13 protein-coding genes are annotated in these 19960 nt (G+C 44.1%); all 13 read right to left on the reverse strand.

Annotation, left to right across the window (positions count from 1 at the left end; all coding sequences use genetic code 11):
* Positions 1-355 precede the first annotated feature (355 nt).
* On the reverse strand, positions 356-1210 hold the full coding sequence (locus tag C1A10_RS02000) for an ADP-ribosylglycohydrolase family protein (protein WP_101908626.1): 855 nt from the start codon (positions 1208-1210) through the stop codon (positions 356-358).
* Positions 1210-1863, reverse strand: coding sequence for a vWA domain-containing protein (locus C1A10_RS02005; RefSeq protein WP_101908627.1), 654 nt, complete (start codon positions 1861-1863; stop codon positions 1210-1212). Before C1A10_RS02005 ends, C1A10_RS02000 begins: the two co-directional genes overlap by 1 nt.
* 128 nt (positions 1864-1991) lie before the next feature.
* Positions 1992-3101 (reverse strand): DUF4268 domain-containing protein, encoded by a 1110-nt coding sequence (locus tag C1A10_RS02010; protein ID WP_180950942.1) that lies wholly within the window; start codon positions 3099-3101, stop codon positions 1992-1994.
* A gap of 147 nt (positions 3102-3248) precedes the next feature.
* The gene (locus C1A10_RS18820) at positions 3249-3371 is read right to left on the reverse strand and encodes a hypothetical protein (protein WP_278309110.1); all 123 of its coding nucleotides are present in this window, start codon (positions 3369-3371) and stop codon (positions 3249-3251) included.
* A 50-nt stretch (positions 3372-3421) separates the two neighbouring features.
* Positions 3422-4708 (reverse strand): topoisomerase IV, encoded by a 1287-nt coding sequence (locus tag C1A10_RS02015; protein WP_101908629.1) that lies wholly within the window; start codon positions 4706-4708, stop codon positions 3422-3424.
* A 4-nt stretch (positions 4709-4712) separates the two neighbouring features.
* Complete coding sequence (locus C1A10_RS02020; RefSeq protein ID WP_101908630.1) at positions 4713-5711, reverse strand: macro domain-containing protein; 999 nt, start codon at positions 5709-5711, stop codon at positions 4713-4715.
* Between the two features lie 196 nt (positions 5712-5907).
* Positions 5908-7983: a protease Lon-related BREX system protein BrxL gene (gene brxL / locus C1A10_RS02025; protein WP_101908631.1), complete on the reverse strand. Its 2076-nt coding sequence runs from the start codon at positions 7981-7983 to the stop codon at positions 5908-5910.
* A gap of 16 nt (positions 7984-7999) precedes the next feature.
* Positions 8000-10546 (reverse strand): BREX-1 system phosphatase PglZ type A, encoded by a 2547-nt coding sequence (gene pglZ, locus C1A10_RS02030; protein WP_101908632.1) that lies wholly within the window; start codon positions 10544-10546, stop codon positions 8000-8002.
* Between the two features lie 19 nt (positions 10547-10565).
* Positions 10566-11069 carry a hypothetical protein gene (locus C1A10_RS02035; protein ID WP_101908633.1) on the reverse strand — a complete coding sequence of 168 codons (504 nt, stop codon included), beginning with the start codon at positions 11067-11069 and terminating at the stop codon, positions 10566-10568.
* Positions 11066-12088, reverse strand: coding sequence for an AAA family ATPase (locus tag C1A10_RS02040; RefSeq protein ID WP_101908634.1), 1023 nt, complete (start codon positions 12086-12088; stop codon positions 11066-11068). The genes C1A10_RS02035 and C1A10_RS02040 overlap by 4 nt, the downstream gene beginning before the upstream one ends.
* 39 nt (positions 12089-12127) lie before the next feature.
* Complete coding sequence (pglX, locus tag C1A10_RS02045; protein WP_101908635.1) at positions 12128-15757, reverse strand: BREX-1 system adenine-specific DNA-methyltransferase PglX; 3630 nt, start codon at positions 15755-15757, stop codon at positions 12128-12130.
* Between the two features lies 1 nt (position 15758).
* Positions 15759-16343 carry a MarR family transcriptional regulator gene (locus tag C1A10_RS02050; RefSeq protein WP_101908636.1) on the reverse strand — a complete coding sequence of 195 codons (585 nt, stop codon included), beginning with the start codon at positions 16341-16343 and terminating at the stop codon, positions 15759-15761.
* Between the two features lie 36 nt (positions 16344-16379).
* On the reverse strand, positions 16380-19958 hold the full coding sequence (brxC, locus tag C1A10_RS02055) for a BREX system P-loop protein BrxC (RefSeq protein WP_101908637.1): 3579 nt from the start codon (positions 19956-19958) through the stop codon (positions 16380-16382).
* Positions 19959-19960 lie beyond the last annotated feature (2 nt).

Raw genomic sequence — 19960 nt, forward strand, 5'->3', positions numbered from 1 at the left:
ATGAAACACGAAAACGCATAGCTTCCCGCCAAGGGGATACTATGCGTTTTTTGTGAACCGAGCTGCGGTTCACAGTGAACCCACCAGAAGGACTCACTCTAAGAGATTTATTACAGAGAAAGAACAAGTAGTAGGTATTAAGAAAGGAATAGCCAGTTAAAAACAAAGGTTGACCTTCGAGCAATTATCCAAAGTGTATAGGGGAAATGCAGTGCATATCCGCAGGCTCGAAGGTAATGTTAGCCTCCAGCTTTTTCTTTTTCTGAAGATGAGCCATGTGCAGGCACCTCAGCAGGCTATCTTCTGCTGGAGCATCTTTTAGAACAAATTGTGATGCTTACAGGAATTAGAGTTATTAAAGCTGTTCCGTCCACCGTTCGCAAACCTCACGCAATGGAGAGTCAAGGTAATCCATTGCTCTATCCTTTATCCAATCAGGAACCCCATATGCGGCTTCGGCAATGCTTCCGGTAATCGCAGCAAGCGTATCGCTATCTCCGCCGAGGGAGATCGCATTGCGGATGGCGTCCTCGAAATCCGTGCTTTCAAGAAAAGCGGTAATTGCTTGGGGAACGGTGTCTTGACAACTTTCATTAAACCGATAGGTTGGGCGAATCTCGTCAAGCGATTTGCTCAGATCGTAGCCGTATTCACTCTCGATGTGTTCTCTGATTTGTATTTTATACTGCTCAAGGTTCAAGCGTTCTTTTATGGGATTACCCATATCATCCCCATAACCGCCGGCGTAAAAGCGACACATGAATATTGCATCTGTCACAGCCAATGCACCTTTTATACCTTCGGGATGGCTGTGCGTCACTTCGGCGGATAGTTTTGCTCTTTCCCTGCCGTTTGAAGGCCACATACCTGTACGGGCGCAGAAACCGCAATCCATAAGCCATGCACATGGTGAAATTCGCATCGCCGAGCCGTTGCCCCAACTGTTATACGGCCCACGGTCATCAGAAAAAATCCAACGACCGAACCGGCTGCCATAGCCCGCATCGGGATAATGCCGACCCCATTTTTTGTAGGAGTCTATAAAGTCATCGGGCTGCCCGCCTTTCAAAAGAGCGTCTGCTGTAGCGATGGTCATCACGGTATCATCCGTGAAAAAGCAGTCGTCACGAAAGAGAGGGAAGTCCTTTGTTTTGATATTGTTCCACTCATAGACCGAGCCTACGATGTCACCGATAATTGCTCCGAGCATTATTTTTGACCTCCCCTCCGGCAAACGTCCTTGCGGATTTCTTCAAAGCAAGCACTGTCTACCGCGCCCGCTTCTCGGAAAGTAGTTACAGCCGCACTCATTACTTTGAAGTTCAACTCGGTTCCTTCGCTGTCGGACAGATAATCGACCGCCCTGTCAGGAGCGATGCCAAACCGTCCGGCGGTCTGGACAGCATCAATATTCGCACCAAGGAAAATAAACTCCCAATGATACTCTGTTTTTTGACGCTCAATTTGAGCCTTTACCTTGTCAGAGGAGTATTCATGACTGGCATTTTCTTCGCCGTCTGTGATGATGACGAACATTACTTTTTCGGCACGATAATCATCGGCAGTGTGCTTTTGCGCATTGCCGATCTTTTTGATAGTTTTACCGATGGCGTCGAGCAGAGCGGTGGAACCACCGACAGAATACTCCTTATCGGTAATCGGGCTGACTGCCTTGATGTCAATGCGGTCGTGGAGCAATTCGTAATTGTTGTCGAACAGCACTGTTGTGATGTGGCACTCGCCCTCGACAGCCTGCTGCTTAGCCAGCATGGAATTGTAGCCGCCGATAGTGTCCTTCTCCAAGCCACCCATCGAACCGCTTTTATCGAGAATAAAAACCAGTTCAGTAAGTCCTTTTTTCATTGTGATAGTCCTCCTAAGATTTATTTGATGCTCTTAGGATACTACTTTACGAATGGCTGGAGGTCGCTTGGAAAGCGACAAGTCAATTAACCCATAAATGGGTTAGCAGCAAACCATACAATGCAGGTTTATCCTTTCATAATACCATCAAGCAACGGCTTAAAAATTTTTATCAAAGCTGCAAGGTTATCTGCAAGCCAGTCAATAATCTCGCTCCAATGTTCCTCGTGGTTGAGTCCGTAATCATGATACTGAGCGCAGATTCTACACGCTCTTTTTCCGGGAAGGTCTTGCCAAATAAGCTCACCGGGGAAAGCGGCGGCAATTTCGCTCTCTTGGGATTTTAGCGCATCATATATACTCATATTCCGAATATCATCACCTGTGTCAATATACAGCTCCGCCCGCGCTCCATCCATTCTGATAACCGGATTAAATACGACACCGCTATGACCGCTTGCTCCGGTAAGCCAATTATCCTTTCCAGGAGAAACATTGTTGTAAATGCCTGTCTTAGAACGCAGTACAGGCAATGCCGTTTCCCAAAATCTATACCGCGTTTTGTAGCGTGTAGCTTCCTCTTTTGATGAAATTGTTTCTTCTTGTTTTTTTGCCGTCAAACGAATTTGATAATCGCCGATGTCTTGCATCGGGATAATCTGCTCGGGGTCAAGGTATAACTTTTCGTCGTCCTTATACGGCGTCACTTTAATACAAGTAATATCAACACCGTGATAGTTGCGTAGCCAAAGAACGGTAGAGGTCACTTCCTTGCGGAAGTTCGCGGCAACGAGAATAATGCGCTGATCGCCCTCCACAGGATTCAAGCGAATGCTCTCATAATCCTGCCCATCATAAAATTCCGAGATTTTGTCCTGTGCAACGGCTGATGTTCCAAGATATTTCTGATAAACCTCGCAAATCTCACTTTTGGTCAATGTGGCACAGTAGGAAACATATTTTAAGGCTTGCCAAACAACATCTTTGCCCGAATCGTCAAGCTTATTTTCAATGATGACGAGTTTGCCACTTTCATCAAGGGCGAGGAGATCAAGACGCTCATTCGTGTCGGGGAAGCCATCAAACTCTTTTTGAATTATCAAGAGATTCTCGCCGAGGATCAACGGATTATCCGCAATCCACTCCTGCAAATCATAACGCTCGGACAATTTGAGTTCCGAGAATGATTTCTTTTCAAGGGAAACCGCCTTTTTATTTTGTGTGTCAATTAAAAACATATCTATCCTCCCAGTCATGGTTGGTAATAATGGAACAGCGCTTTGCTGATTTCAAAGATTTCGAGTCTGCTGCTCGCCATAAAATACTTAGTTGCACATATTATGATTGCGATTCATGCAGACTGCATTTAAACTCATCACAGTATCCTATCCCGTCGCAAAAATCTCCATCCTTGCCCTTGGAGCAGTGGTTAGGAACACCATTTTCATCATGTTCGCAAAACCAACAAAAATCACAAACGGGGTCGCAAACAGGGTCGTTGCAGACATACATTTTGCATCCTCCCAGCACCGGCTGATTGTAATGGAACGGCATTTTGTCAATCTCGCAAGTAAAAGTATTTTCCATCCTTGATAATAATTTGGACATCGTTATCATATACGGCTTCAGGCTCAGTGAGCATCAATTGCTGTCCGGCCTTTTGAGCGTTAATTTTTCGAGACATCCCATCTTCAAGTTCCTTGTAACGCCATTTGTCATCAATGAGGCTGGGTATCGCTGCAAAGAAACTTTCAATCCCTATTTTGTTTCTGCGGTTCTTATCCATGTCAATCCCGAGCGAATTCACTTGATTTTTATGCCAATCCTCTAATTTTGACCTAATCTGATTTGACTGATCTAAGAAGGTATTAAAAGAATAATAGCTCATTTCTCTTGAGTTTTCACCTTTTCCAAGCAGATAGATCAACTTGCTGATTTCTTCCAAAACAGTTATCAAAATGTGCTGATATTCAAGCAAAGGCATAAGCTCATCCACTTTTTCTTGATAGTCCCTGTAATTGGGAGTTTGATTTTTCTTTATTACTTCGTCAACAGATAAATTGACCTGTTGGAGTAATTGGGCACCCTCGGCTTTCAAATCATCTAATGTATGTAATTTGCGGTTTCGCAAAGTATCACTTTCCATAATTTCCGAATCGAATTTTGAGATTTCTCCAACTAAGGGAAGCAACACGAGAATCCGGCTTCTAAATTCTCTGTTTTGAAAATCACTGATTTTGTCTATGCTCTTTGTCATGGTTTCCATCTTGGCGCTTATCTCAGACATATAATATTGCCCGACCACTAAAGACCCGACATTCATCACATTTGCAACACCATTAGCGACAGTAGTAGCTTTTGTGACTTTACTCATATCAACTTTACTTAAATTTGCTTGTGCCGCTACACCTTTACCTCCGTGGATATAACCTCTTGCGGCACCTACTACATCTTTCGACTTCGTGAGTCGTGAAAATGGAATATCCAGTTTTACTAACTCTACACCTTTTAGAGAGTTGAGAGCGTTGTTTGCTATCAGTCTTGTCCCTGTTTGAGATGTAAAAGGTATTAGTTCTGAAATGCGAGAAATCACCGTTTGATCTGTGATTTGAAACAGGCGTTTTTCCTCAATGTGGGTTGTTGCTGGCAGTAGTTCAATCGGTATGGCTATTATATTGTTTTGAATATGATCTGCACCAAGCATCCCTGAATCACTTGAAGAGGATACTAGGGAAACCAGAGCATCGTTGCCACTGAGCTTAGATTTTTTTCTTAGATAGAAGACCAGCCCGGCTATTAAAGCAACGGCTATTATGGTTGATACCGTTATCAAAATGTAGTCCATGATTTTATCCTCCAAGCACCGGCTGATCGTAATGGAACAGCACCTCGTTGATTTCAAAGATATCGTATCTGCCGCCCACAATGAAATACTCAACAATCACATCAAACTTTTGGCTGTGGGAGAGAGCATATCCCGCCCGATTCAAAAAATCTTCCGTTTCACTAAGCGTCAGCTCCAAGGCAATGGCCAATGCAATTGCGGTCCGTTTACTCGGCATATACGCCTTACCGCTCCTGATTTTTGAGAACAGGCGGCGGTCGATATTGGCACGCTTATATACCTCGACATCGGTTTTACCCTTGGCATCAATCAACCGCAGGAGCGTTTGCGAAAATGGTTCATCGAGGTTTTCAATCACTTCATCCAGTCCCTTCGCTGCAGCAGCGATGGGCATGGGCATGGCTTCTTCTGCAAAAATTGCGGAACGCTCTACATCCAGTAGACTAATCCCGCGACGGCGATCTATATGTTCATTGACATAATGCTCATCGATGTAGCTTTCTACACCGCCCAGCAATTGTTCACTGATAGTAAATGCGTCTTTATCAAACACGGCAAGATATACATCCATATCATGTTCGTCAAGATAGTCTTGTATGGCCTGCGTTGCCACTTGCAAGGCATTCGTCTTCGGGTAGCCAAATATACCGCTGGAGATCAGCGGGAAAGCAATGGATTCACAATCATTCTCCGCCGCCACGGTAAGCGAGTTTATGTAGCAAGCTCGGAGCAGATCTGCTTCACCATGCTTACCGTCACGGTAGACCGGGCCTGCCGTATGGATGATATGTTTTGACAAGAGGGCAAAGCCAGGCGTGATTACGGCTTCGCCTGTCTGAATTGGCGAGAGCCTATTGCAAGCAGCTTGCAGCTCTTTTACCCCAGCAGCCTTGAAAATTGCACCACAAACCCCGCCACCCATTTGAAGCTCGGTGTTGGCGGCGTTGACAATGGCATCGGTCTGCATTTTGGTTATATCGTTGCGGATAATGGTAAAGGGCATACGGCAATCCTCACTTTTCAGGTGCTGATGCTCCATCAAGTCGATGGCATCTCATCACGCACTTCATCCATCAATTTGCGGTTTCTTTATTTGCAACATCTGTCCAGTTGGTTATGGTACATTTGTTACCTCCGTATAGCAATTTGTTTGTTAAGTAGCAATTAATATTCTGTCTTCTATGGTTTTGTCTCCTGGACTACTCCAATCCAAGAGCCTTGAACACAGCATCCTCGGGGCTTGTATAGAAGGAGGTTTGGAACTTCGCAAACAATTCTGAGGGCACAGTTCCTATGTCGACAGCCGAGGACATAGGCAAAAGCAACTTTTTTGCTCCTGCGTCAAGGCAGACCTGCATGGTGCTTGCAAGTTCCTCGACCTTGCTGATGGTACCGCCTATGCTCATATTACCTAATACGCACATCTGTGATTGAATAGGCTTTCGAAGGGATGCACTGCAGAGCGCCACAAAAGCACACAACGCCAAATCTGGCGTAGAGCCGATGCCCTGACAATCAGCGACGTGCATCAGAAAGTTACTATCGTCAATATTGATTGAACCGCTAATTATCTTCTCATTAGCCTTGAAGTAATTTTGTGCCGTTTTAAGATTTTCTTTTGCTTCGCGGTCATAACCAATGCCCGTCACTTCAAATTTACCGTTACCGCCTACAAGCTCGGTTTCAAGTTTGTAAACGCCAAGCATTCCTGTATCGCCGCGGGAAACGGTATATATATGACCGGACTTTCCTTGCCCTTCAGGGATCAACTTGCCTGAACCTTGCTCTGGCACAGATACAAAGTGTTCATCAAAACTATTATTGTCCAAATATGAAAAATGGACATCGTAAAACTCCATGCCGCCGATTTTTTTGAGCTGCTCTTTGACGCGCCGGCGTCCCTCAAGGGCATACTCCAATACCTCTGCAACATCGTCACGGTCAAACTCTCCATGAGGATACAGGAGTTTCAACAGGCCTGATACACTTTTACGAACAGCGATAACATCTCGTTGATTTAAGTCTTTGCCGAAACGAAAGAATTGCTCAATCGCATCGCCGAAAGAGCGCTTTCTCATTTCCCGCAGAAATTCGGCGAGATAATCAGTGATAAATCCATATTCATTCGTAAAATACTCAGGACGCATTTTCGGTATTTCCCACCCTGGCAGATAGTAGTGCATACGGTCGAAGAAGGCGCTGTCATATGCCATTGCAGCAGGAAACGGCTCAAATAGATGAGAAGTCTTCATCAGCACATCAACGCTTTGGTTGATATTCCCGACAAACACCATAGAAGCATTTGCGTTCTTTTCCTCCTTGCCACGAGCAAACGAGCCTGATGCCATGAAGTCCTTCATGATTTGGATACCGTCTTTATCCTTGAATGTAATTCCAGCGACCTCATCAAAAGCGACGCAATCCCACATACCGACAAGTCCGATAGTTTTATTCCCCATGTTATAGAACAGGTTAGCAACCGTGGTTTGACCTCCCGAAATCAGAATTGAGTTCGGAGAAATCTCTTTGTAGATATGAGATTTTCCTGTGCCGCGCGGCCCTAGCTCACACAAGTTATAGTTGTTCTCGACGAGTGGCACAATACGTTCAAGCAAATGCCACTTTACTCGGGTTTCAAATTGTGTGGGCTCCATACCAACGCTCCGGAGCAGTATATCAATCCACTCGTCTTTGGTAAATTGCCGTCTGCCCTCAAAGAACTCCTGCATATCCATGTGAGGAAGTTGAATCGGGGTCAATTCCTCTATTTCAAACGGGCTGACACGGTTTTTCTTGCTGCCCTTCGGGGCATCATTGTCAAACTCGTCGTATCTGTCCTCAAGTCTGTTATAGTTCATGCGGATAATGCACCAGATGCCACCCGACAACAGTTTTTCAAACTGCTTGATATACGAATCAGAAACAATGACATTCTTTAAATTTAAGTTGGAGAATACAGCGCGATATGTATCGCTGTCCGGGTCAAGTTTGGCCTCCACCTTGTCAATGACAGTATAGCTGCCCATTTCACGGATTTTGGATTTAATTTTCTCCGCTTCGTCTGGACGCACGAAATTATCCGCCAAAATATTCTTAACACGGCTTACGCCTGCCTCAATGCTTGCCTCGTCATCGGCAGCACAATACATCCCAAGCAGGTATTCAAGCACATAAATAGGCACATTTGCGCCTTCTTTAATTTTTTTAGTTAAGTCTTTTCGGACAATCTTGCCCGAAAAGGCTTCCTTTAGCGAGTTGTTTAAGTTCTCAGCCATATCAAATACCTACCTTTCAAAAGCGTATACTGCCACCAAAGATAAGGTCGATAACAAACGGAATCCGCTCCATCTCGGAGTTCACAAGCTCGTCCTCATCTTTGAGTATTAGGTAATAGGACGCACCCTTGTCATATGCCATGTCTTTGAGAGTGAATTTTTCTTTATATGTCCGTTCTTCCGGCTTACCGCTGGTGCTTTCTGCAATGATGATATTCTCATTTGAAATACGGTTTCCGGCTTCATCGGCAAAGTATGCTGTGATACGAAGCGGTAAATGCTTTTCGTCAACCGGCTCATTCTGGAAGAAGGTAAAATGTGTAATCACACTCGTAATTTTTCTTGAGAGGTCGGTCAAGCGCAAAGACACCTTTTTGGCACTCATGGAGCGGCTCAGGTTTTTATCACTCTTGAAGCGGATAACCGGAATAGCAACCTCTTGCAAAGCGGCGCCACCGTGAACATAGCGGCTCCCTGCACCCTGAACCTTAAAGCAATTGGTAGCACGCGGCAATATCGCATACATCCCATTACTATTTTTCGTAAGATATTCCATCGAGAAGTTTTGAGTGCCTTGCTTCTCTATGTTTTCCTGTGCCAAAATAAAGCGGCGCTTTGACTTGATACCCGCCATATTTTCTTTTGGGGTCTTATCTCGCTCGGCAAGTGGTGTCTGGCGATAGATATATCCGTGATCAGCAGTTATGACGATATTGATTGCACTGATATCATTACGGAGCTTGCGCACAAGCCCCGACAATTCCTTAAAAGCCTTATCGGTTGCTTCGAACACTTCATTTTCAGTTGGCGCATTGTCTCCACGCGCATCAATTGTGTTGTGATAAATATAAATCAGCTTCATGCCCGAAAGAGTCTCGCTGAGCTGCGGCTTTTTAAGAGCCATTACATCATCGTATTGAATAGCGATGGCTTCTTGTTTTGCCAAGCGGAGAATTTTGGTTCGGTTTTCCGTTCCCTCTGTTGATATTCCCTGTATCTCGAAGTCGGCTTTATCAGTAATATCAAGCTGCTTATGGGGCAGAAGCGAAGCCATGCCCAACGCTGTGTAAGAGGGAATAACACCCAGCATCACATCAAGCTCACTTGCACCTTTTTGCTCTCGGTTGAGGATATTATTCAGCTCAACGGCAGACTCATAGCGCAGGGCATCGGAAATGATAACAACCAACCGCTCATTGTCAGTCACAAATCGGCGGGCATATTTTTCATAGAATCCTTGCTGAGATGTGATTCCAGGCAACTGCCAGGTACTCTCATCATCCCAAAGGGCACACCATTTCATGGATAGGTCGTTCAGATACCAATTAGTATAGCTGTTTTCAATCATATCAAAGAGGAGAGTGTAGTCACTATTATCATCAAGTCTGTCATACGCAAAGAGGAAGTGTCGATAGCTGGAGTCTAACTTATAATAGCTTTTCACATAGTTATCAAAGAGTGATAGCGTGTTCGCACCTTGCAAGTCCTTGTAAGTTAATGCCAGTTCAAGGTATTCACAGGCATAGAGCAACACATCGTACTCTTTTTCAAACTGAGAATAATAGCGGCGATTTTTTCTGCTGTTGATTATCTTGCGGTAATGACCGTATTCTCCCGCATTCTGTGTGATGTTTGCGGTTATACGGTTGATAATGCTGGTGTCAAATTCTTCAAAGGTGTCGCAGTCAGTAATTTGGTCAATCGTCCATTTCGCAGTACGCTCTGATAATGCCAGTTTATTCGCAACGAAGTTGGCGAGGTTATTATAATCCTCGACCAACTCACTGTTTTTCATAAAATTGTCTACAAAAACGTAGCAGTTAGGGTTGTCCGAAACATAAACATCCCATTCTTTCGGCATATTCCCGTTGATGCTATGGGAGAAATGACTGCATAGCAGCAGGATGGCCAATCTTTCGAGGCTCTGCTCTGTGAACTTATAGCCATAGAACTTATTGACCAATGACCAAAACGCGTCAAGATTGCCAAACTTAGCAATGCTGTCATAAATTGTGGTTTCTCCGCTTGCCATTTCGGTGAGTAGGATTCGTACCACATTATCAAGGTTTGGGGCAGGCAGTTTACAGAGCGCAGACAATACGCCGAGATCAATTTTCGGCTCCGAATAGGGCGCAAGGGCATAGCCCTCAAACCGTTTGCTCCGCTCGTTGCTGCGGAAGAACAGCTTGTACTTGGTAACCACGCTTCGGAGAGCATTGTCAATTTTGTAGTTAAGCAATATGAGTGAGGTTTCATCCGTAGAGAATGTCTGACTATATTTGATGGTGTCCGTCAGCCAATTTTCCCGGTTAGCAGGGCGAGGCAAAGGAGAGTAGACCAACAGATTGCTCTTGCGGTCAGTCTCCTCTATGTACAGCTTCATAGCAAACATATTGTTGCCGTAAAGCTTAATAATCTTCACATTATCGAGCGACAGCGTATCAATGGAATCGGCGAAAACACCTTCCTCATCGTACCAAAATACGATGTTGCGTTTACTGCCCTGCATGAGCTCGCGGGCAAACTGTCGCTCTAAGGATTTTTTAACTTCGGTTAGGTTCATTATGTAGGCCACCCCGCTACTAGCACTTTAACAAGCCATACTCCCTGGCTTGCAAATGATTTATTGCGACAACGTCTAATCCCCATGTCTTAATCTGCCTTTTAAGCTTCCTTGTTAATGCATCTGTAATTGGGGGTAACCACTCTGTTCTATGTCCGTTAATTACCAATACAAATTTAATGTTAGCTTTAGAATAATCGGCTGTCTTAAAACAATCAGGCATATCATTTGCACTATCATGGATTCGTTTCAGCACTAAGCCGAAATACAAATCAATCGAGTGTGCAACTTTGATAAAGATTTCATCAATGAAGGAATCAAAATCTGCTTGATTACTGGGCTGAGGCGAACTCGACTTTGCTTCAACCATAAAGATGTTATCGTCCTTCTTGTATAGCACAAACTCAACTGTTGCGACTCCCTTTCCTAAAGAAATATAGGCAGCTGATTTTTCTGCATGAAATAACTGTGACTTTTCATATTCACCAAAGCACAAACCAGACTCATCAATGGTGATTTTCATTCCATCACCTTCTTTACTTCTTCCTTGTATAAGTCGATGGATTGTTTCAATATGCTGTTGTTTTCCAGCAAAGCGAAGTCGCTTTCGCTTTCATGCTGGATAGAATCATTTGACTTATACAAAGCGTGATAAAGAATGTGGTTTTCTTTTGTTTTTCTGGCATCAAGGTATTTAGCTAAAAAATAATCGTGTGTTGCAATAAATATTTGAACCCCATCTTTCTGCAAATCTAAAAGGAGATCAACAATAGCTGGAATATTTTGCGGATTAATATTTGCCTCAGGTTCATCCCAAAAAAGAACAGACCCTTTTTCTAAAGTTCCATTTTTTATTAACTGCCATAAAAGAGCTATTTTTCTAAGACCTTCCGCAACTAATTGAAACTCAAGTTTTGATTGAGACTGACCAGTCGGCAAAAGATAAAATTCCTCATTTTCGATTTTAACTCTGCCCTGGGTTATTGTCTGAAGCCGCCTTAAATATTTCGTCTTACGCTCATTATCAGGTCCACGGCTCACATTCACACTTGCAGCAGAAATAATATCCTTATAAGTGTCATCAAAATCAACATTGCCAGCATTAATGGCTTGTACCAGATTGCGGGAGTGAGACAATATTTCTTTAGCTGGAATAAAAGTGCTTGTTAATTCTGCAAACTCTTTTTCCCATTTTTCAGAACCTGTTGTTTCTACATTCTTTTTAAACTTAGAATGAAACGACAGCACTAAATTGCTTTTGTTTGAAAATACTTTTACAGATGAATTGCTTGCCCCGACACCGCGTTTTGATAAGCGCAGCAAAGAAAACTCGTCAGGACGAAATACTTTTACTATCTTTGTTTGGAAGTCTATCCCTGTTTTTTTTGATTGGGCAGCTTGACAAGCAGCGTAAAGCAATTTAATAATATGGGTTTTTCCAGTTCCATTTTCCCCAATAAAAACATTGATCCCATCGCAAAAATCAATTTCCATTTTGCTAAATACAGTAAAATTCTCCAAACTTATTTTTTTCAGTGACATGATAATCGCTCCTCTCAATATAAATACTTTTATTATGCCTCAAATTTTTGCTAATAAATCCATCTTCTCTGTTTTGCCGTTGTCCTTCGGTACTTCCACGCCTTGGAACTTCTCGTAGTTGACCTTTACGCCGTCATCGAAGTCAAGCTCAATCTGCTGATGGGCGATATGCGATACCACCTGGTCATAGGCGCGGCACTCGTCAATCTTGGCTTGCAAAGCGTCAATTTCCTTGCGATAGGCGGCTTTGTCCCGGGCGTTGTCGGTGGCTGTTGCCAGCATTTCTAACCGCTTGATTTCTGCTTCATATTTTCGCTGGAGCGGGTGCAGATAGTCTGTACGCACTCGCGCGATGGTATACTTGTCATATCTGTGAAGATAGAACAGCGCCTTAAACCCATCCTTTTTGCCGCTGTCAAGCAGCCAATAGATAGGTCTTTTCTGATATATTTTCAAATGATCCTTGTAAAAATCGTTCAGAAAATAGCGACGTATTTTCTCCTGTGCCGAGCCATTGCCGGTGGGGTAGAGGGCATCGGCAATAAAATTCAGATTCTCACTTAGCGTATCGTTACCGTATACTGTGCGGACGAACTCAACAAAGCGGACAACAATATCATCCTCAAAGTAGTCGGCGCTGCCGATGGGGAGGACGTTGTCCTCCTCGGGCAGATAGGTTTTATAGCGCTGTTTATCAAACTGGCCGCCGGCAAACACAAGCCCCGGCTGGTCCAAGCTATACCGCCCGAACATACAGCCCACAGCATAGCTGATAAAGCTGCGGATATCCCGCCCAAGGTCAGCTTTGCGGATGGTGACATCCTTGTCCTCGACCCCTGGCGTAAGCTCATCCTGCAAGCCGTATATATCGATGAAAATACGGTTGAGTTCTTCCTCGTTGACTTTAAGCTGAGAAAAACGACCCTCACATAACATTTCCCACGCTTTGTAGGCTGAACTAAGGCGTTTGGTGGGCTCATCATCCCCCCAAGAGAATGCTCCAGCCATTGATAGTTGCACCAGAGGATGCGTTTTGAAATCCCATGAGGTTTCAAAGCTGTCCCAATCTGCTCTCGAAATATCAACGCACGATTTGGATATAGTTTCAACATCACCTAACCAGGCATTATCAACAATAACAGGCATTGCTTTTACATCTTTGACTTGCAGGGTAATTGTTGCGTTAAAAGTTTTTAAGTAAAGCGTTGCTATCTTTGTATTAAACAGTGCAAGCACATAATACAAATGCTTCACATTTACGATCGAAGGTCCTTTTATATCAAATATCGAATTTGGAACCAAATATCTAAATCCGTTTACAGAACTACTCAAAGAGGTATATGTAACCCCTTCCTTGAACCTATATTTATCCGCAAGGAGATTAGATGTTGGATTATTTTGATAAAAGGAGATAGCTGTAGGTGACCAATCTATAACTAACTCAATATTGCCATACCAACGCCTAAATTCTCCACCTTTGGTATAGAATTGCCACTTGCCCTCCTTGCCTATATCTGTTCCGAATACTTCCCACCATGTTCGTAGAAATCTATCATTATCTGCTGTTTTATGCTGAGAGCCTGTAAAGTCGCTAAGAGTATCAACGCTTACTCCGTTATCAAAGTTTTCAATAAACTTCTTACTAACCCAATAAGCCAAAGGAGCACATGGAATTTGCAAAAAGTTTTCCTGTTGAGCAGTAAACTTTCCAATTCCATCAAAAAACCATTGTTCTTTTTTTTCAACGTTATCGACGGCTCCTTGTTTAAAAAAAAGGCGATGATAATTTGCAACATATGAAATAATCTTGTGTTTGTTAATTACAAATGCGGTTGTTCCGAAATCCGCCCCAAATATGCCCCTTCCCAAGTGAAGCATATCTATTATTGTTCTGTCTTGAAAGAGTTTATATCTCAATTTTTCATAGCTTGATAAAAACATCCAAACAGGGATGTTAATCATTGACATATAGCCGTAAGAATTGCATAATTCCAATGCCTTTTCCATGAAAACTGTACTCATATCACTCTTGCTATCCGGATAATGCTTCTTCACATACTCTGACAGGTTTGCATCCATACCTGAACTACCCATATAAGGTGGGTTCGTCACTACCACATCATACTTTTGTACAAGAACTTCAGCGATATCAATCAGGGCATCAAGGTGTTCTGCCTGCGACATAAAATCAGTGTCGTCCATCGCTATTTGCCCGGTTGCAAAGTCATGGACATATTTTCTAAGCCGCCCGAAATCAATCTCACGCTCAATTTTTATGGCAGAGCCGAAGGTCTTGCCTTTATCGTCGCCCAAAATTTCTGCAAGACACAGCAAGTCCTGATATGCGGCCTTTCTGTCGCTTCCGGCCATGCTAACGCCAAGCCATTTTTCAATGCCTACGATAAACCATTTTCGTTCGGGGAAGCTGTAAACCATCGGCTGAGGAATAGTATTCTGACGGAAAAAACGCCGGTTGTAGCTCCGTGCCTTTATCATCAGAGCAAAATAGGCAAGCTGACCGGCACGGTCATCAACATCCAGACCATAGAGATTATTTTGCAAAATCAGATTGGGTATCTCACGCTCAGCGTAGCCCTGACTCAGATAAATTTGATACAGCACCTCGAAAGCGTACACCAAGATATGACCGCTGCCCATGCAGGGGTCAATCAGCTTGATATCCTCCGGACGTTTGATGGAGCTTTGAGAGCGCAGGAGACGCAGCTGCTCTGCAACCTCTGGGGTTTGCTCCGCATCCTCAACGTAATATTTCCAGCCATAATAGCTGGCGTTCATGATATCGTCGGACAATCCCGATTCAGTCTTGTCACGGTCGAGCCACAGCCGTCCCAAGCTGTTCTCCACCATGTATTTTACAATCCACTGCGGTGTGAAAAGCTGTGTAGCAGCGGGGATGGTGTCTTTATTGATCTTCACATTCTTTTTCAGCCCGGCAAATACCTCATCTTTTTTCTCAGAGATATAAAACTGGTACAGCCAGCCTATAATTTCAATCTGCCCCTGCTTTTCCATATGAAAATTGTCCTCATGAATCATGTTCACAAGGTCATGGACGATGCCGCCTTTGGATAGCAGCGCATCGGGCAAGAGAAGCTCCGTGTAGTCATTCTCTTTCTCAAACATACCCGGCAGTATTTTATGCAAGGCGTTGCACTGAGAAATAAGGATGTACTTGTACAGCTTCTCGGAAGCGTTTATACCCGTATCCGCTCTTAATTCAGCGACTTTTGCTTGATTCACATAATCAAGGTGTTCAACCTCGCGCAAGGCATCGGGCTCCACACGCCCCGGCTCTTGGCTCGACAAAATGCGGGTGTTGGAGGGCAGCCACTCGTTGACCTCCATAATCCGCAGCGCAATCAAGCGGTTGAACCATGTGCAAGCTACGCTTTCCATAACACGGTTGTAGATTGCGGGCTTATATGGCATATCTTCATGCAGCAGCTCGTCATACAGCCGTCTGCGAGCATTTAGCTGATCAGCGGACAGGAAGATGCCGTCTGCCTGCAGGCGTTCAATCTCCGCACCGGGGCGCAGGGTTTTTGCGCTGTCCTCAAATATATATAGTTGCTGCGCCTTCAGCTTCACCGCTTCAATTAGTTTGCGGCGAGCTTCAACGGCATAATTTCTTATCGCTGTTTTATCCATTCTATATATCCCCCTTATCAAGGACAACATAACGTTTTATTTTTCTTGAGGTCTCTCCATTTGGCAAAGTCTCATTTATGTAAGTAATAAGGCCATTTTCGAGCAATTCCTGTAAAATTCTGTGGGCGTATGCGCGTGATATAGCTAATTCATCAGCTAATTCGGAGGCAGTAACGCCATTGTTCTTAACAGACATTATTTGTATTACTTTAATGAACTTATCATATTTCTGCGAATTATTTACAGAGATATTATTCAATAAAGACAGTTGAATGCTTTCCAGTTCATCCGCAATATTGGGGTTATTTAGCTTGACCTCTTCAATTTTCTTGTCAACTTTTGCCGCACTTAACAATTGCATAAAGTTATCTTCGTTAGAAAAGTCGCTTGGAGCGTAGAGGACTTTGTGGTTGCGGTTAAGTGTCAGGAAAAAGATGACAACAAGTAGAACTGGAAAGCCCATCACATACCAAATGAAAATACGCTGCAATTCAGAAGAAACAAGTGGAAGTACGGCAGTTCCCGCTACCTCTGCAATCCCGGCAAAGATACCAATTATCGTTAAAGGATTAGATATTTTCTTCATTTTAACCACAACCTTTCGTGTGTCTCTTTTAGCGAATTAAATAATCTGTATCGTCGTGTCATCCTCAAGCTGCGCTTCAAGCTTCTTTCGCAGCTCGTCAAGCAGACGGTCAATATCCTGCCTGCTTGAAATCTGGTTCGTACCACCGAACAGCACCTTTGCACTCACTGTTTTTGTCTTATGAATGGGAGGGGACGGCACATCATCGCCGGCCTTGGCCGCAGCGGCGGCAAGACGAGCCTCCTCATCGATAAACATCTGAATAAACCGCTGCTTCATGCGGTCGCTTTCAGTTTGCATGGCAATCGCTTCGTAAATGTTGTTGGCGTGAGAAAGCCTGTCAATCAGCGCACTAAAGTCTTTGCGCACTTTCTCGGCGTACTTATCCTTAAACGAGCGTTGGTTCAGGTCAGTGCTGGTGATTTCCCAATCCGTGTTTATGCTTGCGCGAATAGGCTCACACTCATCTTCCAACAACTGAGCAAAGCGATTTGTAAATTGCTCTATGAGCTCAGGAAGCTTGTGGATTTCAGAGTAAGGCGACTGTAGGCGCGTAATTTTTTCAATTTGCTCGACCAATGTGATTGTCTCAGGATCAAGCACATAGGAACGGTTGCCCTCGTAAATGGCAAGCATCTTTAAGGCATTGTCGAAGATAGGGCGTTGGTTCTTGAAGAACTTTTTCACATCCTGAACATCTTCTTCGTAGTCGAGTAATGCATCTTTTTCACGCTGCAGATACTCGTAGAATGCTTTAATATCTTTGATACGGTCAATTTCCTCTAAAAGTTTTTTGCCATTCTCCAATACTGCCTTGCCCGGATAGCGGGTATTACTGTACTCGTGAAGCAAATCTTTTATGCTGTCACTATTTCCGGAGAGTTCAGCGGCAGCAAAGTCCTTAATGCGAAGCATCAAGCCATCTTCATCACTCGGGACATCGCTTCTTCCAAACACTTCTTTTGCGAGATTTTTTGCATTTGCCAGAAGTGAAGGGTTGACAATATCTCTCCACTTCACCACAAGGCGGTCGAGGTATTCACGCTTGGTGATGTAGTTAATAACGCTCAAATCGCTTGTAGAGATATTCTCACCGTTCATCTCAAAGCGGATCTTCTGATTTTTGAACAGCGTCAATACGATTCCCGCAATGTCCATGTCTTTCCATCCATATGGAATCTTGCTAAACTGCTCCGTAATACTCCGCATGGTAACAGCTAGATTCTTGAAATGGCTGCGCTCGATAACTTCAAGCATCTCGGTCAGCGCAAGGTGATTTGGCGGGGTTTGCTGCATACCGTCAAGAGTGAGTTGATTATCCTTTGCCGTGAGGATTTCACGGAGGCTGTCTGCTGTGAGGTATGGGCTGACAATGTAGTTCTGCTTTGTGTAGATGCCCTCAATCAAGGTTCGGAATGCATCGTTAATGCGCTGCTCCGGCTGTTTTTCTTTTATGTCAAGACGAATACCATTCACATAGATTGCCGCCGTTTTGAGCGACTCCACAATCAGGTCACGGCAGCGTTCGGCTCTCTGCCGACCTTCTTGTGTTTTAGTTACCTTGATTATCTCTGCCTCGCTCGTTGCTGTTCTGCCAGAATTTCTACGAATATAGGTTTCGATTTGAAGGGACTGTTCCATTTCCTCCAAGAAACCAGTGTCGGGGGGCATGGCTACAACGACATTACGCTCACGAATGGAGATGCCTTTCATCTCCATGTCATCAGCACCACCATGGGCATATATCGGGGTGATTACTTTTAGCCCGATTTCTTCTTTCTGTGCTCCGATGGGGCGGTCGTCAATTATAGTATTAAAGCCAAAGTCATAGCGCTCGTTGTAACGGAATTTTTTGTTCAAGCCAAATAGGACGGAGAAGATTTCGCCGCCCACTTTATCTATAATTTCCGACTGCTCTATGCGAATTTCCCGAATTTCACGGTTGATGTCTTGCTCCTCGTTGGTAAGGAAGATGAAAACATCACCGTTTTTGCTAATCAATTTTTGCTCTTCCAAGCGGCGCAGAGAAGCATCCACTTTCTTCTTTGCTTCAATTTTATCCTGGTCAATATTTTGCAGCATGATGGTGGTGATGTTTTCAAGATTTGCAGGAAGAACATTGGGGATGTACTTCACCATAAACAGAACCTTAAGAACTTCAACATCATACGCCTGCAACGCACCACCGCGCTCCGCGCTCTCCTCCGCGTCTAAAATTACCTTGCGAATATTGTGATCGAGGAATGTTTCGACCGTCCGATAAAAAGCGTCAAAAGGTATCAGAACTCCGTCCTCGAAGTTTGCATACTGCATGGCAGCCTCTTGGAACGCATTGAGCAGTGAACGCTCGCCCTCTGACAGATGTTTGCCCGAGGCCCCATGAGTACGGATACCATTGAATACGGCTTGCAGTAGATTGAACTGATAGGGGATAAACGGATATACATCAGCAAACTCTTCTGCGGAATCGTATAGCCGTTTTTCGGGAGTTTCCTGCGAAAAGGTAATAAGGTTTTTAAGGATAGCGGACTTATCTGCGTAAACAAGGCGCAGCTTTTTAGCCGCCGTATCCGTTTTAGCAAGCAACCTTTTTTTGATAACTTCATCCACGTTCGCTGAGGACAGTGAGAGCCTTGTATCAAATCGTCCGATAATTTTTGAGAAAGCATCACGATTCACATTCGTTATGGAGTCAATATCTTCCTGCCCGGTGCATATAACCCAAGCTTGTCCGCCGCACTCGTTACCAAGCCCTTCAACAATGTTCTGGAGGTTGAGCATGAGCGCACCGGAGCTGCCAATATACTGGCCGACCTCATCGCACAGAAAAACAACAAACTGCTTCTTTCCGGTTTGGGTTTGCTTAGCTTCAATATATTCGCGTACCCGACGGGCAAAGGAGTTGATGTCGAGAGCGTAGTTTTCTTCCGCTTTGTTGTACCATGAGAGAGCAGCATCGATACTCATCTTTGTAGTGTCTGCCAACGCCTGCACGATATTGTCCTGCTCAAAGTAGAAATCTTCGCGTCCATCTTCCCACTCATTACCGGAAATTTCTTTAAAGCGAGCACGGAAAGCGTCATACTTTCCGTCCTTGACCATCTGCCGCTCTAAATCAGCAATCCATGGCATAGAGCCGCAGAAGCCTTGCATCTTGTTAAAGACCTTCATAAAAACCTTAACGATAGGGTCTTTGTTGGTCTTGGAATCGGAATCCGCTTCCGCATCTATATTGAAAAGAATAACATCCGTACTTGTGTTGGCGGCAACCTGCATATCAGCCATAATACGGCTGTCGGCAATTTTGCCCTCAAAGAAAGTAATTGCCTTTTGACCGTCATATGTACCACTTCCCAATAGGTAGGAAAGTATTTTTAAGAAGTGTGATTTACCGCTCCCAAAAAAGCCGGAGATCCACACGCCAATCTTGTCGGTACGGTGTTGCGTCCCCTTGCGGTATCCCTCGAAAAACTTATCAAAGTGACGGTTTAGTTCTTTGGTAACGACGTACTCGTCCAGCTCATCCCTTATCATTTCGGGTGAATCCTGACCAATTTTCACTACGCCTTGAATTGGTCTGCTAATTCGTTTATGAAACATCTCGTTAATCTTCATAT

This window comes from Marasmitruncus massiliensis (assembly GCF_900186535.1).
Taxonomy (GTDB): Bacteria; Bacillota; Clostridia; order Oscillospirales; family Ruminococcaceae; genus Anaerotruncus; species Anaerotruncus massiliensis_A.